Annotated in this window: 12 protein-coding genes; 7 read left to right on the forward strand and 5 right to left on the reverse strand. The window is 66.4% G+C overall.

Annotated features, from left to right (window positions below; all coding sequences use genetic code 11):
- Window positions 1-3 precede the first annotated feature (3 nt).
- The gene (gene pcaF / locus ACYQ6W_RS10310; RefSeq protein ID WP_459675155.1) at window positions 4-1209 is read left to right on the forward strand and encodes a 3-oxoadipyl-CoA thiolase; all 1206 of its coding nucleotides are present in this window, start codon (window positions 4-6) and stop codon (window positions 1207-1209) included.
- A 79-nt stretch (window positions 1210-1288) separates the two neighbouring features.
- Here the strand turns inward: pcaF and ACYQ6W_RS10315 are convergent, their stop codons facing one another.
- Entirely contained in the window at window positions 1289-2695 is a 1407-nt protein-coding gene (locus ACYQ6W_RS10315) for an APC family permease (protein ID WP_459675156.1), read from the reverse strand.
- Between the two features lie 137 nt (window positions 2696-2832).
- Entirely contained in the window at window positions 2833-3381 is a 549-nt protein-coding gene (locus ACYQ6W_RS10320; RefSeq protein WP_459675157.1) for a cupin domain-containing protein, read from the reverse strand.
- Between the two features lie 104 nt (window positions 3382-3485).
- Between ACYQ6W_RS10320 and hisD the strand changes: the two genes are divergently transcribed.
- A complete protein-coding gene (gene hisD / locus ACYQ6W_RS10325; RefSeq protein WP_459675158.1) occupies window positions 3486-4772 on the forward strand; it encodes a histidinol dehydrogenase in 1287 nt (428 codons plus the stop codon).
- A gap of 24 nt (window positions 4773-4796) precedes the next feature.
- Here hisD and ACYQ6W_RS10330 read toward each other — a convergent pair whose 3' ends face one another.
- From ACYQ6W_RS10330 to ACYQ6W_RS10340, 3 genes are read right to left on the reverse strand one after another with little or no spacing between them, the layout of a single operon-like run.
- Window positions 4797-5573, reverse strand: coding sequence for an SDR family oxidoreductase (locus ACYQ6W_RS10330; RefSeq protein WP_459675159.1), 777 nt, complete (start codon window positions 5571-5573; stop codon window positions 4797-4799).
- A gap of 5 nt (window positions 5574-5578) precedes the next feature.
- On the reverse strand, window positions 5579-6751 hold the full coding sequence (gene dgoD, locus ACYQ6W_RS10335; protein ID WP_459675160.1) for a galactonate dehydratase: 1173 nt from the start codon (window positions 6749-6751) through the stop codon (window positions 5579-5581).
- A complete protein-coding gene (locus ACYQ6W_RS10340; protein WP_459675161.1) occupies window positions 6748-7659 on the reverse strand; it encodes an aldose 1-epimerase in 912 nt (303 codons plus the stop codon). Before ACYQ6W_RS10340 ends, dgoD begins: the two co-directional genes overlap by 4 nt.
- Before the next feature lie 168 nt (window positions 7660-7827).
- Between ACYQ6W_RS10340 and ACYQ6W_RS10345 the strand changes: the two genes are divergently transcribed.
- The 5 genes from ACYQ6W_RS10345 to ACYQ6W_RS10365 all read left to right on the forward strand — a co-directional run bounded on the left by ACYQ6W_RS10345 (window position 7828) and on the right by ACYQ6W_RS10365 (window position 14020).
- Window positions 7828-8547, forward strand: a complete 720-nt coding sequence (locus ACYQ6W_RS10345) for a FadR/GntR family transcriptional regulator (RefSeq protein WP_459675162.1) — start codon at window positions 7828-7830, stop codon at window positions 8545-8547.
- A 157-nt stretch (window positions 8548-8704) separates the two neighbouring features.
- Complete coding sequence (locus tag ACYQ6W_RS10350; protein ID WP_459675163.1) at window positions 8705-9697, forward strand: substrate-binding domain-containing protein; 993 nt, start codon at window positions 8705-8707, stop codon at window positions 9695-9697.
- A gap of 73 nt (window positions 9698-9770) precedes the next feature.
- The gene (locus ACYQ6W_RS10355; RefSeq protein WP_459675164.1) at window positions 9771-11270 is read left to right on the forward strand and encodes a sugar ABC transporter ATP-binding protein; all 1500 of its coding nucleotides are present in this window, start codon (window positions 9771-9773) and stop codon (window positions 11268-11270) included.
- Entirely contained in the window at window positions 11267-12289 is a 1023-nt protein-coding gene (locus ACYQ6W_RS10360; RefSeq protein WP_459675165.1) for an ABC transporter permease, read from the forward strand. The genes ACYQ6W_RS10355 and ACYQ6W_RS10360 overlap by 4 nt, the downstream gene beginning before the upstream one ends.
- Before the next feature lie 105 nt (window positions 12290-12394).
- Window positions 12395-14020 (forward strand): FGGY-family carbohydrate kinase, encoded by a 1626-nt coding sequence (locus ACYQ6W_RS10365; protein WP_459675166.1) that lies wholly within the window; start codon window positions 12395-12397, stop codon window positions 14018-14020.
- Window positions 14021-14183 lie beyond the last annotated feature (163 nt).

Raw genomic sequence — 14183 nt, forward strand, 5'->3', positions numbered from 1 at the left:
ATCATGGCAGACGCTTTCATTTGCGACTTCATTCGCACCCCGATTGGCCGCTTCGGCGGCGCGCTTGCTTCGGTGCGCGCGGATGATCTCGGCGCTGTGCCGCTCAAGGCCCTGGTCGCGAACCATTCGAAGCTCGACTGGGCGGCGGTGGACGAGGTGATCTTCGGCTGTGCCAACCAGGCCGGCGAAGACAACCGCAACGTCGCGCGCATGGCCTTGCTTCTGGCCGGGCTGCCCGTCTCCGTTCCGGGCACGACGATGAACCGCCTTTGCGGTTCGGGGATGGATGCGCTGGCGACGGCGGCCCGCGCCATCCGCGCGGGCGAGGCCGAAGTCATCATCGCCGGCGGCGTGGAGAGCATGAGCCGTGCGCCCTTCGTCATGGGCAAGGCGGAGACGGCCTTTTCGCGCCAGATGGCACTGGAGGACACGACGATCGGCTGGCGTTTCGTCAATCCGCTGATGCGCGCGCAATATGGCGTCGATTCGATGCCGGAGACCGCCGACAACGTCGCGGTCGACTATGAGGTCTCCCGCGCGGATCAGGATCTCTTTGCGCTGCGCAGCCAGGAGAAGGCGGCGGCCGCCCAGGCCCAGGGAAGGCTCGCGCGCGAGATCACGCCCGTCACCGTGCCGAAGCCCAAGGGCGAGCCCGTGATCGTGAGCCAGGACGAGCATCCGCGCGCGACGACGCTGGAGACGCTGGCGCGGCTGAAGCCGGTGAACCGGCGCGACGGTGCGACGGTGACGGCGGGCAATGCCTCGGGCGTGAACGATGGGGCGGCGGCCCTGATCGTGGCGAGCGAGGCGGCGGCCGCGAAATACGGGCTGCGGCCGATCGCGCGCATCCTGGGCGGCGCGACTGCCGGCGTGCCGCCGCGCGTCATGGGCATCGGGCCCGTGCCGGCGACGCAGAAGCTGCTGGCGCGTCTCGGCCTTTCACTCGCGCAGTTCGACCATATTGAGCTGAACGAGGCCTTTGCGGCGCAGGGCCTTGCCTCCTTGCGCCTGCTCGGGATTGGCGATGACGATGCGCGGGTGAATCCGAATGGCGGGGCCATCGCCCTTGGCCATCCGCTCGGCATGTCTGGCGCCCGCATCGCGGGCACGGCGGCTCTGGAACTCAGCCTGAAGGGCGGCAGTCTTGCGCTCGCCACCATGTGCATCGGCGTGGGTCAGGGCATCGCGGTCGCCCTCGCGCGCGTCTAGAGCGGAGCCTGGGCGCCGTTAGCTTCGGCCGGTCTCACAACCGGCCGAAGGCGCCACGGCGCAAACGGACAAACTGCGGTCAGTATTCCTCATCGGCGACGTAGGAGCCGATGCGGTGCACGAGATCGGGCAGGCGACGCGCCAGCACGATGCCATAGATGATCGAGACGAGGAGCAGCAGTCCGGCCAGCGTCGGGAAGAGATTGAACGGCGCAGGCTGCCCGGGCTGCACCAAGCCCCAGAGCGGGAAGAGGGTCAGCACAAGGCCCAGCAGTGGAATGACGGCGTGCCGCAGCGCGCTGAACTCGTTGCGATGGAAGCGCAGCATATAGACCGGCAGCGCGATGTTGGTGACCAGATAGACGATGATGATGGGGATGGTGCCGAGCGTTCCGGTATCCGCGAAGATGTCGAGGGGGCTCAGGTTCCAGCAGGCGAGGGTGATCACCAGCGCCGTCAGCACGTAGATCCACATGGCGACGTGCGGCGTCTTGTGGGCCGGGTGGATCTTGCCGAAGAACACGGGCAGCAGGCTTTCGCGGCCGGCGCTGAAGAGAATGCGCGCCTGCGAATTGGTGAGGCCGAGCAGGCAAGAGAAGACGCTCGTCACGCCGGCCAGATAGGCGATGAAGAGCAGGCCCCCGGCTGATTTCTTCAAGGCGTCGATGAAGGGCAGGGCCGAGTTACTGATGGCATGCGCATCGTTGTGGAAGGCCGTCTCGGTCGCATAGGCAAGATAGACATAGACGAGACCGATGGCGATGGTGCCGATCACCAGAGCGCGTGGAATGTTGCGCCGGGGATTTTCCGTCTCTTCCGCGAGGGTCGCCGAATTCTCCCAGCCGACGAAGGAGTAGACGGCCAAGGGGAAGCCGAGGCCGATGCCGGCCAAGCCCCCCGAAAGATGGGACGGCAGGAAGGGCGCGAAGCTCAGATGATCGGCGTTGACGATGAGCATGATCGTCGCACCGATGAGCAGCAGGGCCAGCTCGAAGTAGAAGAAGACGGCGGCCCACCGGGTGGAGATCTGAACCCCTCGGGTGACCAACCAACCGCAGATCAAGGTCGCGGCTGTCGCCAGGATCTGCCAGGGAATGTTGATGCCGAGAAAGAGCTTGAGCGTATCTTGCAGCCAGCCGCCGGAAATCGCGACGATCGCGGCGGCGGCCACCGCATAACCGACGACGGTGAAGAGGGAGGCAGCGGCCCCGGCGACCGGGCCGAAGGCCATGCCGATGAAGGTGACGAAAGACCCCGTACTGGGGCGGTACTTCGAAAATTCCGCCAGCGTGTTGCTGAGGAACAGGATGCACAGCATCGCGACGATGATGGTCAAGGGTGCCGCAACACCGGCACCGCCCACGATGACGCCGAAGCCGAAATAGAAGCTCACGGCGGGGGCGATGTTCGCGAGCGTGGAGGCAACGATCTGCGGCAAGCCTAGAGCGTTACGGTGCAGACGATGATCCTGCCGTCTGATGGACATTCCCGATCCTTCTCGTTTACTGCGTGGTTGTGGCTGCCGCTCTTGGGTGGCGACTGACACCAAACAGAAACACAAATCCTTGATCTTCGCGCGGCTTTCCGAGGGCTCAGCCGGCTCCGGACAGAATACTCACCAGTTCAGTAGGTGGGCGGTGTTACCGCGCTGAGGATCTCGGATTTTCCGGCGGCGACGTTCCGGAACCGGTGCGGCTGCCGGCTGTCGAAGTAGTAGCCGTCCCCCGGCCCCAGACTCTGAACCTCGGTGCCGACCGTCAGCTCCACCTGACCGCTGAGAACCATGCCGGCTTCCTGCGCGGAGTGGGAGAGCGCGGTCGCGGTATCGGCCCCCGGCGCATAGCTTTCGTGGAGCATGAGGATCTGCCGGTTGGGATGATTGATACCCAGCATGCGGTAGGAAATCGCCTTTGCTTGGCCGATTTCGACGAACTCGTCCTTCCGGTAGAAAGGGCTGTAGCGGGCTTGCGACTGCAACTCGGAGAAGAAACCAGTCAGAGTCGTGCCGAGGGCATCCAGAATGGCGCTGAGCGTCTCGACCGAAGGGCTCATGCGGTTGCGCTCGATCAGGGAAATTGCCGAATGCGAAACGCCGGACCGCAGGGCGAGTTCCCGCACGCTCAAGCTGCGGCGGGCGCGCAGTTCACGGATTTTCTGGCCGACCTGGGGCATGGTCATTCCTGATGGTGAGAAAACTAGACACTATCGCCGCCCGCGATTGTGCCGAAAGTCCTTTGTTTTAGGCTGCGCCGATCACCCCTTCGCAAGGATGGCCCATGACCGCTCTCGTGCTGCCGGCGGGTACCCGCTTCCTCAAAGCCCCGAGACCGGCCGAAGCCCAAGCGGCCGAAGGCTTGGCGGCCACCGTGCAGCCGATTTTGGACGCCGTTCGCACGCAGGGTGACGCTGCGGTCCGCGCCTTCTCCGAGCGTTTTGACGGCGTGCGCCCCGAGGCGCTGGAAGTGACGGCCGCCGAGCGGGCCGAGGCCGTGGCCGCCCTCGCGCCGCAAACCCGGGCCGATACGGAATTTGCCATCGCCAATGTGCGCACCTTCGCCGAGGCGCAGCTCAAAACCATCCTGCCGCTCGAGATCGAACTGCATCCGGGTCTGCATCTCGGCCATCGGGTGATCCCGATCGCGCGGATCGGCGCCTATGTCCCTGGTGGCCGCTATCCGCTTCTGTCCGCGCCGGTGATGACGATCGTGCCGGCCAAGGTGGCCGGCTGCCAGGAGGTCATCGCCTGTCTGCCACCCACGGCCCATGCGGCCATGATCGCCGGATGCCACCTCGCCGGGGCTGACCGCATCTTTCGCATCGGCGGTGCCCAAGCCATCGCCGCCATGGCCTTCGGCACGGAAACGGTGCCGCCCGTGGACAAGATCGTGGGGCCGGGGAATGCCTATGTGAATGAAGCGAAGCGGCAGGTCTTCGGCACGGTGGGCATCGACCAGCTCGCGGGACCGAGTGAAATCTACGTCGTCGCCGATCACACCGGGGATGCCCGCATGATCGCGACGGATCTTCTGGCCCAGGCGGAGCATGACCCACGCACCCGGGTCGGCCTGGTCACGACCGATACCGCGCTCGCCGAGGCGGTGCTGGCCGAGGTTGATCGCCAGCTCCTCGATCTCCCGACCGCCGCCGTCGCCGGGCAGGCCTGGCGGGACGCCGGGGAAATCGTGCTCTGCGACGACGAGGCGTCGATGCTCGCCTATGCCAATCAGGTCGCGGCCGAACATCTTCAGGTTCACACGGCCGATCCGCAAGCGACGGCCCGTGGCCTGCACAATTATGGGTCGCTCTTCCTCGGCACGCTCGCGAGCGTCGTCTATTCCGACAAGTGCTGCGGGACGAACCATACGCTGCCAACGATGGGCGCCGGGCGCTATACGGGTGGCCTTTGGGTCGGCTCCTATCTCAAGATTTGCACCCATCAATGGCTGACGCGCGAGGGCGTGGCGCTGGTGGCGCCGCCGGCCGTGCGGCAGAGCGCGGCGGAAGGGCTGGAGGGGCATCGGCGTGCGGCGGAACTGCGCCTGACCTTGAATACGGAGCAGTGACAGTGCGGGGACGGGTGCCCCGCCTCAGTCGTGGTAGAGCACCGAGCGGCCGCCGTCGATCGCGATGCTGGCGGCGTTGATGAAAGGCGCTTCGTCCGAGGCGAGGAAGACCGCCGTCATGGCCACTTCCTCCGGCCGCCCGATGCGGCGGGGCGGGTGCAGGTCATAAGCCTTCTGCCGCTCGGCCTCCGGGTCGGGAAAGGTCGCCCAGTATTCGCGCGCGATATCTGTCTCGATATAGCCGGGCGCAATCGCGTTCACCCGCACGCCGCGGGCCGCATATTGAATGCCGAGCGCCCGGGTGAGGCCAAGGAGCCCGTGCTTGGCGACCGGATAGGGAAAGGTATTCGGAATGATGGTGCTGGAATGGCTGGAGGCGATGTTGACGATGCTGCCCGTGCCTGCCTCCAGCATGGCGGGCAGGGCGGCCTTGCACATGTGCCAGACGCCTTCGAGATCCACCGCGAAGCAGCGGCGCCATTCGGCCTCGGTCGTCTCCAACGGCTCATGAAAGACGTTGATGCCGGCATTGTTGACCAGCACATCCAGCCGTCCGAAGGCCGCGAGGGTCTGGCGCACGGCTTCCTCCGCCGCGGCCGGCCGGGCGACGTCCGTCTGCACGAAGAGGCTCGAAGCCCCCTGCCCAGCCAGGGCTTCGGCCATGGCAGTGCCGGTGGCCAAATCCAGTTCCGCGACGACGACCGCGGCCCCTTCGCGGGCGAAGGCCAAGGCGGTGGCGGCGCCAATGCCGCGACCTGCCCCCGTGACGATGGCAACCTTGTCCTGCAAACGTCCGGCCATGGGGCTCACCAATCCACAACGGTGCCATCGGCGAGCACCGCTTCCGTTGCCGTCATGATTTCCTGCTCGAAGGGATGCTTCGCCGCCACCGCCTCGTCGATCTCGATGCCGAGCCCCGGCGCCTCGGGGATCTGCCAATGCCCATCCACCATGCGGATCGGCCCTTGCAGAACCTCTTCATACCAGGGAACGGCGCCCACCATCTCCTCCTGAATCACGAAGTTCGGGGTTGCGATGTCGAAGTGCAGGGCGGCCACGCCAGCGAGCGGGCCGAGTGGGTTGTGCGGCGCGATGCCGGCGCCGGCAAGCTCCGCCATGGCCGCAATCTTGCGCGCTTCGGTGAAGCCGCCGACATGGCAGAGATCGGGCTGGGCGATGTCGATGACGCGGGACTGGAAGAAGGGCTCGAACTCCCAGCGGTCCACGAGACGTTCTCCGGCTGCGAGGGGCACGTGGCTGCGCGCGGCGATGGTCTTGAGTCCCGCGATATCCTGCGGCGGTAGAGGTTCTTCCACGAACAACGGCCGGCCGGGTGCGAGCGCATCGATGTAGTGTAGGGCCGCACCTGCCGAGGCGCAGCGGCCATGAAAATCGACCATCAGCGCCACGTCCTCCCCCACGGCCGCGCGCAGATCCTGCATCATCCTGGCGACCTCGTCGATCGCGCGGGTGGGCGCGGTGTAATGGGTGTAGGGGATGAAGACGAGCTTCATGGCATGGTAGCCACGCTCCAGCACCGCATGCGCGCGCTCGATCAGGGGCGTGGCCGACATGCTGTGATAGACGGCATCCACCTTGCCGAGGCCAAGATGTGTATAGACGGCCACGCGATCCCGCATCTTGCCGCCGAGCAGGCGCCAGACGGGCAGACCGACGCTCTTCCCGAGAATGTCCCACAAGGCGACCTCGATGCCGGCGATGGCGCTGCTGCCGATGACGCCGATGCGCCAGAAGCCATGCTTGTGCATGATGCGCACGAGGTTTTCGATGTCCCGCGGGTCACGGCCGATGATGAGGGGTGCCAGATCCTCGACGGCGCCCGTCACTGCCCGCGTCTTCCATTCCAGCGTCGCCTCGCCCCAGCCATAGAGGCCGGGCTGATCGGTGTCGACACGCACGAAGATCCAGTTGCGCATCTCGGCATTGACGACGACGGTGCGGATGCCGGTGATCTTCATGACGTGATGGCCTCGGGTGTGAAGAGGATGCTGCCCTGCAAGACCGCGCCCGGGGCGAGCAGGGTGAGGCCACCGAAATCCGCGGCGTGATGGCCGTTCGGCTGATGGGTCATCGGCTCGAAGCAGACATAGTCGCCCGCAAAGGTGGGATCGAAGGCGCCATCCGGCCTGAAAAGGACATAGTGGCGGAAGCCTGCGTCGGCGATGATGCGAAGGGCGAGCCCTGCCTCGGGCCAGGTGATGCGCGCCTCCCCCGTCCAGCCGGCGAAGCCATTGTTGATCCAGCGGTGAGGCAGCCGCCGCGGCTGCGCAAAGTCGAGTGCGGGGGGAACAGCGCTGCGCGGACCGGGTAGGAAATCGGCCGCCTCGGGGAAGAAGCTGGCCGCCGGTGCAAACAGCGTCGTCTGGGGCGTCAGCGGGAAGTAGGGATGCAGGCCGATTCCGAAGGGGAGCGCGCGGTCTCCTCGATTGCGGATCTCCATCTGCACGGCGAGGGTTGCATCGGTGCTCAGATGATAGCTCATCCGCGCCTCGTAGTCATAGGGTTGGCCAGCTTGCGCTTCATGGCGAAAAGCCAGTGTTACGGCATTCGCGAGGATCTTATCGACGATCCAGAGGCCCAGCCAGCCATCCCCATGCAGATAGTGACGATCCCCCGGGTGGTTGGGGGCGAGCGTGTAGGTCTCGGCTCCGACGCTGAAGCGGTTGCCGGCGACACGGCTGCCGAAGGGCAGGAGGGGAAAGCACGCCGCCTTCAAGGGATCGCCCGCGGCGTCACGCGCAGTCCGCATCAGCGGACGACGCATGCCCTGCGGATCATCCCACGTGAACCGGGTGATCACACCGCCGCGCCGGTCGAGCGTGAGGGCGAGCGCTCCCTGCCGCAGGGAGATCACAGTCTCCGTCATCACGCAGACGTCCGAGCGGCCCGGCCTCCGGCCTGGCCGGCCCGCGCCGCTTCAGGCGGCAGCCCTTTGGTGATCCGCATCGTTATTCCTCCGCCGTCCCGCTTTTTTGTTCCCCTCTCGGCGGGATCAGGTATGATGAGATCAAGACACTAGTCGGATGAATGGAGAATGCAAAGCGCAAATCAGCCACGGCCGAGAGTCCATCAGACCGTCGTCGCTGAGCTGGCGCGGCGCATCCTGTCAGGCGCGATTCCGGCCGGCGGCGTGCTGCCCAGCATGCAGGAGCTGGGGGAGGAGCTGGGCGTGAGCCGTTCCGCCATGCGCGAGGCCATCAAAGTTCTCGGCGCGAAAGGCATGGTGGAGGTGAAGCCGCGCACCGGCACGCGCGTGCGGCCGCGCGCGAGCTGGAACCTGATGGACCCGGAGGTGCTCTCATGGTGCGGCCCGGACCTGGACCGCCATCTTCTGGAAAGCCTGCTCAAATGCCGCCAGCTCATCGAACCGGGCGCCGCAGCCCTGGCGGCCGCCCACGCCAATGCGGCCCAGCTCGCCATGATCGAAAACGCCTTCTGGCGCATGAAGGCGGCGACGACTCTCGCGGACCGGGTGCAGGCGGATCTCGACTTTCACGTCTCGGTCCTTTCTGCCAGTGGAAACATCTTTCTCGAACAGTGGGGAAGCACCATCTCCTCCGTTCTGCTCGCCGCCTTCCGCATTTCCACGCAAACGGCGCCCTCGGATGACGAGGCCTTCAGCGTTCATGCCGAAGTGCTCGAAGCGATCCGCCTGAGGAACGAGCCGCGCGCCGACCGGGCGATGCGCCGGCTGCTGACGGTCGCCGCCAAGGACCTACAGGTGATGGAGCCTCCTTCCCGGCAAGCGTCGTGATCTCCGACGGCCGGGAACGAATGTCGCGTGACGAAACATTAACCCGACTTGACGAAGGGAATAGTCGGATGTTTTGATCATTCCGCTTTGAGAAGAGCGAGGCCATCCGCTCTTGCCAGCGCCCGCGATCGAACAAGAAAACATGGAGGAGCGGTTTATGCATCGGTTTGCCACGAGGTTCGCTTCGGTTTTGGTCTGTCTCGGCGCGATGGGCGCGGGCGGCTCGGCCGTGGCGCAGGCCCAGAACGACCCCCTGACCATCGCCTATATCCAGAAGCAGGGAGACCAGCAGTATTTCGTCGACGAGGCGCAGGGCGCCCGTGACGAGGCGAAAGCGCTCGGCAACGTCAAGGTCAACGTCGTCAACGTTCAGATGGATGCGAACGCCGCGATCAGCGCGATGAACGTCATGGTCGGGCAGAAGGTGAGCGGCATCGCCATCGTGGTGCCTGATCAGCAGATCGGCCCGCAGGTGATCGACATGGCGACGCAAGCCAAGATCCCGCTCGTCTCCTCCGATGATCCGATCAAGAGCGGCACCGGCACCTTCGCGCCCTTCGTCGGCTTCGACGGCTATCAGATGGGCTACAAGGTCGGCCAGGCCGCCGGGGAGCTTTACAAGAAGGCCGGCTGGGAGCCGAAGAGCACGCGGATCGCGGCGGCTTTCGAGCAACAGCTCTCCGTCTGCCAGGACCGGCAGCGCGGCGAGGAAGATGGCTTCAAGGCGGCGGCCGGTGGTGACCTGCCGACCGTCATCAAGATCGGCACCGACAACTCCGTGGTTGATGCCCAGAACCGCACGGGCGCCGTCGTCACCGCCAATCCGCAGATCAAGCACTGGGTGGTCTGGGGCTGCAACGACGAGAGCGAGACGGGTGCGGTGACGGCGCTCGCCAATGCCGGCATGACGCCCGACAACATCATCGGCGTCGGGCTCGGGGCCTATCTCACCTGCAAGGATTGGCAGGCGGGCCAGCCTTCCGGCAACAAGGCGGCGCTCTTCATCAGTGGGCATGACGTGGGCAGCGCGGCGGTGAAGGTGCTGGTGGACAGCATCCGCAACCATACGCCGCTGCCGGCGAAGACGATTGCCAAGACCACGATCGTCACCCCGGAGACCTGGAAGAGCGTGATGGGAAGCTGCAGCTAGCAGCGAAGGCCGGAGAGCCGCCGCGCTCTCCGGCCGCGCGGGCGAGGATCGAGATGAAGACGCGCGAGGCGGCATGAGCGGTTCTGTTGTTCTGCAGATGGATGATGTCACCAAGCGCTTCGGCCCGGTGCAGGCCCTGCGCGGCGTTTCGCTGACGGCCCGCGCCGGAGAGGTTTTGGCCCTGATGGGTGAGAATGGCGCGGGCAAATCCACCCTCCTGCGCTTGATGAGCGGCGTGCATCAGCCCGATGACGGCCATCTTGTGCTGGATGGCGCGCCGGTTGTCTTTGCCACACCCCATGCCGCCCGAGCGGCTGGCGTGCGGGTGGTGGTGCAGGAGCCCGAGATCATCCCGGACGTCTCGGTGGCCGAAAACGTCTATGCCGGCGCCTTGCCGCGCCGCGGCCGCTTTTTCGACCGCGCGGCCCTGCGATTGCAGTTCGAGCGTGATCTGGCGCGCTATGGCTTCGCCGGCGTCATGCGCGCGGACCAGCCAGGCCGCAGCCTGTCGCCGGCGCAACGGCAGATCATCGAAATTCTACGTGCGCTCACCGGGGGCGCCCGCGTCATCGCCTTCGATGAGCCGACCTCTTCCCTCTCCGATCACGAGGTGCAGAGCCTGTTCCGGATGATCGCGCAACTGCGCGCGGAAGGCATTGCCATCATCTACGTCTCCCACCGCATGAAGGAGATTTTTCAGATCTCCGACCGCATTCTCGTGCTGCGCGACGGAGCGTCCGTCGGGGAGAGATTGGCGGCGGAGACCAGTGAACCTGAACTGGTGCGCATGATGGTGGGGCGCGATCTCTCGGCGCTCTTCCCGCGCAGCCCGCGGCGGATCGGGGAGACGGTGTTGAGCCTCGCTTCGGTCACGACCGCCGATGTCTCGAGGGTGAGCTTCGAGGTGCGTGCCGGCGAAGTGGTGGCGCTCGCCGGCCTTGTCGGCGCCGGCCGCACCGAACTCGCCCACGCCATCATCGGCGATACGCCGATCCTGTCCGGCACCGTCTCGGTGGAGGGTAAGCCGCTTGCCCTGCGATCGCCCCGGGATGCCGTGAAGGCGGGGCTTGCTCTGGCACCCGAGGAACGCAAGCAGCAGGCCTTGCTGATGAAACGCTCGGTACGAGACAATGTCTGCCTCGCGATTCTCGGCCGGTTGCAGAAGTGGCGGGTCGTCAGCCGCGCGGAAGAAGGCCGCATCGCGCGCCGATACGTGCAGGAACTGCGCGTGCGCACGCCGAGCATCGAGCAGGAGGTGGCGACCCTCTCCGGTGGCAACCAGCAGAAGACCGTGCTGGCCCGCTGGCTGGCGCGCGACGCCAAGCTGCTCATCCTTGACGAGCCGACGCGCGGCGTGGACGTGGGCGCCAAGGCCGACATCTATGCCATCATCGACAGGCTCGCGGCCCAAGGCAGCGCCATCCTCGTCATTTCCTCCGAACTGCCGGAGGTTCTGGGCCTCGCTGACCGTATTCTCGTGATGCAGGGCGGCCGCATCCGCGGCGAATTGCCGCGTGACGATGCAACCGAAGAGGCGATCTTGAGACTGGCGATCCTGGAGGATGCAGCATGACGACGTCCGTGCAAGACCCGGCCAAGGTGCCGGTGGCGCAGCAACGGGATTGGGCGCGGCGCGTGCTGGCGGCGGTGGGTGTGCAGAACGTCAGCCTGCTTCTGGCCCTCGTCATCCTCGTGGCTTTCATCGGCGTGCAGAACAGCAATTTCTTCTATGCGAGCAATATCGCGACCATCGGCACGACTATCGCCATCGTCGGTGTCCTGGCGGTGGTGCAGACGGTGGTGATGCTGCTGGGCGGGCTGGACATTTCGGTCGGCAGCCAAGCGGGCCTCACCTCGGTCGTCTCGGCCATGGTCTTCACGGCGACGGGCAGCGCGCCGGCTGGCATCGCCTGCGCCCTGGTCCTCGGCCTCTGTCTTGGCCTGCTCAACGGGGTCGTCATCATCTATGGCCGGGTCAATGCCGTGATCGCGACGCTCGCCACCTTCGCGGCGTTCCGCGGCGCGGCCAATCTCATCTCCGATGGCCGGGCCCAAGGCTATACCGGCATGAACCACCTCTTCGTCTTCCTGGCACGCGGCGACATCATTGGCATTCCCGTGCTCATTTGGGTGCTGCTGATCGTCGCCGCCCTGGTGCAGTTGATGCTGCATTTTACCGATGTCGGCCGGAACATCTACGCCGTGGGCGGCAATGCGACGGCGGCGCGCCTCGCGGGCATTCCGCTCAATCGCTACATCATCGGCTGCTACATGCTGGTGGGCCTGGTCGCGGCACTGGCCGGCGTGTTGCTGACGGCGCGCACGGGATCGGGGCAGCCGACCTCGGGCAGCCAGGGTCTCGAGCTGCAATCGATCACCGCGGCGGCGCTTGGGGGCGTGGCCTTGCAGGGCGGGCGCGGCACCATCGTCGGCACCATTCTGGCCGTGATCCTCCTCGGCGTGCTGGAGAACGGGTTGATCATCCTCAACGTCAACAGCTTCTGGCAGGACATTGCGCAAGGTGCCCTGCTTGTCGTTGCGGTCGTCATTCAGCAACGCCGGGCCGGCGCAAAGGGCGTGGGCTTGCCGTAAGGCATCGTCCGCTCTCCCCCCCCCCCCCGGCCGGCTTGACGCTGTCCAGCCTCTCGGCCAGCCTGCACCCCATGATCACGTCGAACGGCACCGATGTCTGACGCCATGACCGCAGAGAGTCCCGTTTTCATCGGCATCGACGTCGGCACCGGCAGCGCGCGTGCCGGCGTCTTCACGGCGTCCGGCCAATTGCTGGCCAGCGCGAAGCGGGATCTGCTGATCTTCCGAGGCCCCGGTGCCATGGCCGAGCAATCCTCGGCACAGATCTGGCAGGCCGTGGCGGAGAGTGTGCGTGAAGCCCGCGCGGCCGCGGGGGTGCCCGCCGAGGCCGTTGCCGGCATCGGCTTCGATGCGACCTGCTCCCTCGTCGTCCTCGATGCGGCGGGCCGCGGCCTGCCTGTGGGCCCGTCGGATGACCCTGCGCGCGACGTCATCCTCTGGATGGATCATCGCGCCGTGGAGCAGGCGGAGCGCATCAATGCCGGTGGCCATGCAGTGCTGGATTTCGTGGGTGGCCGCATTTCGCCCGAGATGGAGACGCCGAAACTGCTCTGGCTGGCCGAGCACCGGCCGCAGATCTTTGCCGCTGCCGCCGATTTCTTCGACCTTGCGGATTTTCTCACCTTCCGGGCGACCGGCAGCCGCGCCCGTTCGACCTGCACCGTCACCTGCAAATGGACCTATCTGGCCCATGAAAACCGTTGGGACGCGGGCTATTTCAGGGCCGTCGGCCTCGGCGCGCTGGCCGAGGAGGGTTTTGTCCGCATCGGCACGGAGATCGTGGCGCCGGGCACGGCGCTCGGCCAAGGGCTGACGGCGGCGGCCGCCGCCGATCTCGGCCTCGCACCCGGCACGCCCGTGGGTGCCGGGCTGATCGACGCCCATGCCGGCGGCATCGGCACCGTCGGCGCACGGGATGCACGCTTGCCGGGTGGCGGCGGGGCGGAGGCGGTGATGGCCTATGTCATGGGCACCTCGTCCTGCACCATGACCACCACCCGTGCGCAGGTGTTCGCGCCCGGCATCTGGGGGCCTTATTACGCCGCGATGGTGCCCGGCGCCTGGCTGCTGGAAGGCGGGCAATCGGCGGCGGGCGCTGCCATCGCCGAGTTGTTGCGCTATCATCCTTGCCATGACCAGGTAGCCGCCGAAGCGCGGGCAGCGGGTCTCAGCCTACCCGATCATCTCGCTCAGTTGGCGCTCGCAGCGGCGGGACAGGCGCCCTCCGACGTCATTCGCCGCGCGGCCGGCCTGCATGTGGTGCCCGAGTTCCTGGGCAACCGGGCGCCGCATGCCGATCCGCATGCACGCGCGGTCATCGCCGGGCTCGGGATGGAGGCAGATCGAGATAGTCTGGTCGCCCTTTATGTCGCCGGTGTCGCAGGCCTGGGCTACGGGCTGCGGCAGATCCTGGCGGCGCAGGAAGCGGTGGGCGCGCGCGCTGCGGCCATTGCCATCAGCGGCGGGGCCGGGCGCTCGGCTTTGGTGCGGCAGATGCTCGCGGATGCGACCGGTCTGCCCGTGGCCGTGCCGCAGACCGAGGAGCCGGTTCTGCTTGGCTCCGCCATGCTCGGCGCGGTGGCGTCCGGTCATTGCGCCGATCTCGACGCGGCGATGGCGGCGATGTCCGCGATGGCGCATCTGCATGAGCCTATCGGCGGCGCGATCGCCGATCTGCATGCCGAGCGGTTCCGACGGTTCGAAACATTGCAGGACGCCGCGCGCGGCTGACCGAGGTGGCCGCGTGCGCCACCCGCAGCCGCGCATCGAATCGTTCCCCGAAGCACGCTCCGCACGGTCTCTGCCTTTCTTCTTGACAAGCCATACTGAAATGCGGTCGACTGCCGGCATAAAGGGTAAACGTTTACCCTAACAACGCAGCAAGCGTGGTAGC

This window comes from Acidisoma sp. 7E03, assembly GCF_054665075.1.

Excerpts from the sequence above, each read along its gene's own strand:
- pcaF (WP_459675155.1), top strand. The coding sequence starts at position 4 with ATGGCAGACGCTTTCATTTGCGACTTCATTCGCACCCCGATTGGCCGC.
- ACYQ6W_RS10315 (WP_459675156.1), bottom strand. The coding sequence starts at position 2,695 with ATGTCCATCAGACGGCAGGATCATCGTCTGCACCGTAACGCTCTAGGC.
- ACYQ6W_RS10320 (WP_459675157.1), bottom strand. The coding sequence starts at position 3,381 with ATGCCCCAGGTCGGCCAGAAAATCCGTGAACTGCGCGCCCGCCGCAGC.
- hisD (WP_459675158.1), top strand. The coding sequence starts at position 3,486 with ATGACCGCTCTCGTGCTGCCGGCGGGTACCCGCTTCCTCAAAGCCCCG.
- ACYQ6W_RS10330 (WP_459675159.1), bottom strand. The coding sequence starts at position 5,573 with ATGGCCGGACGTTTGCAGGACAAGGTTGCCATCGTCACGGGGGCAGGT.
- dgoD (WP_459675160.1), bottom strand. The coding sequence starts at position 6,751 with ATGAAGATCACCGGCATCCGCACCGTCGTCGTCAATGCCGAGATGCGC.
- ACYQ6W_RS10340 (WP_459675161.1), bottom strand. The coding sequence starts at position 7,659 with ATGACGGAGACTGTGATCTCCCTGCGGCAGGGAGCGCTCGCCCTCACG.
- ACYQ6W_RS10345 (WP_459675162.1), top strand. The coding sequence starts at position 7,828 with ATGCAAAGCGCAAATCAGCCACGGCCGAGAGTCCATCAGACCGTCGTC.
- ACYQ6W_RS10350 (WP_459675163.1), top strand. The coding sequence starts at position 8,705 with ATGCATCGGTTTGCCACGAGGTTCGCTTCGGTTTTGGTCTGTCTCGGC.
- ACYQ6W_RS10355 (WP_459675164.1), top strand. The coding sequence starts at position 9,771 with ATGAGCGGTTCTGTTGTTCTGCAGATGGATGATGTCACCAAGCGCTTC.
- ACYQ6W_RS10360 (WP_459675165.1), top strand. The coding sequence starts at position 11,267 with ATGACGACGTCCGTGCAAGACCCGGCCAAGGTGCCGGTGGCGCAGCAA.
- ACYQ6W_RS10365 (WP_459675166.1), top strand. The coding sequence starts at position 12,395 with ATGACCGCAGAGAGTCCCGTTTTCATCGGCATCGACGTCGGCACCGGC.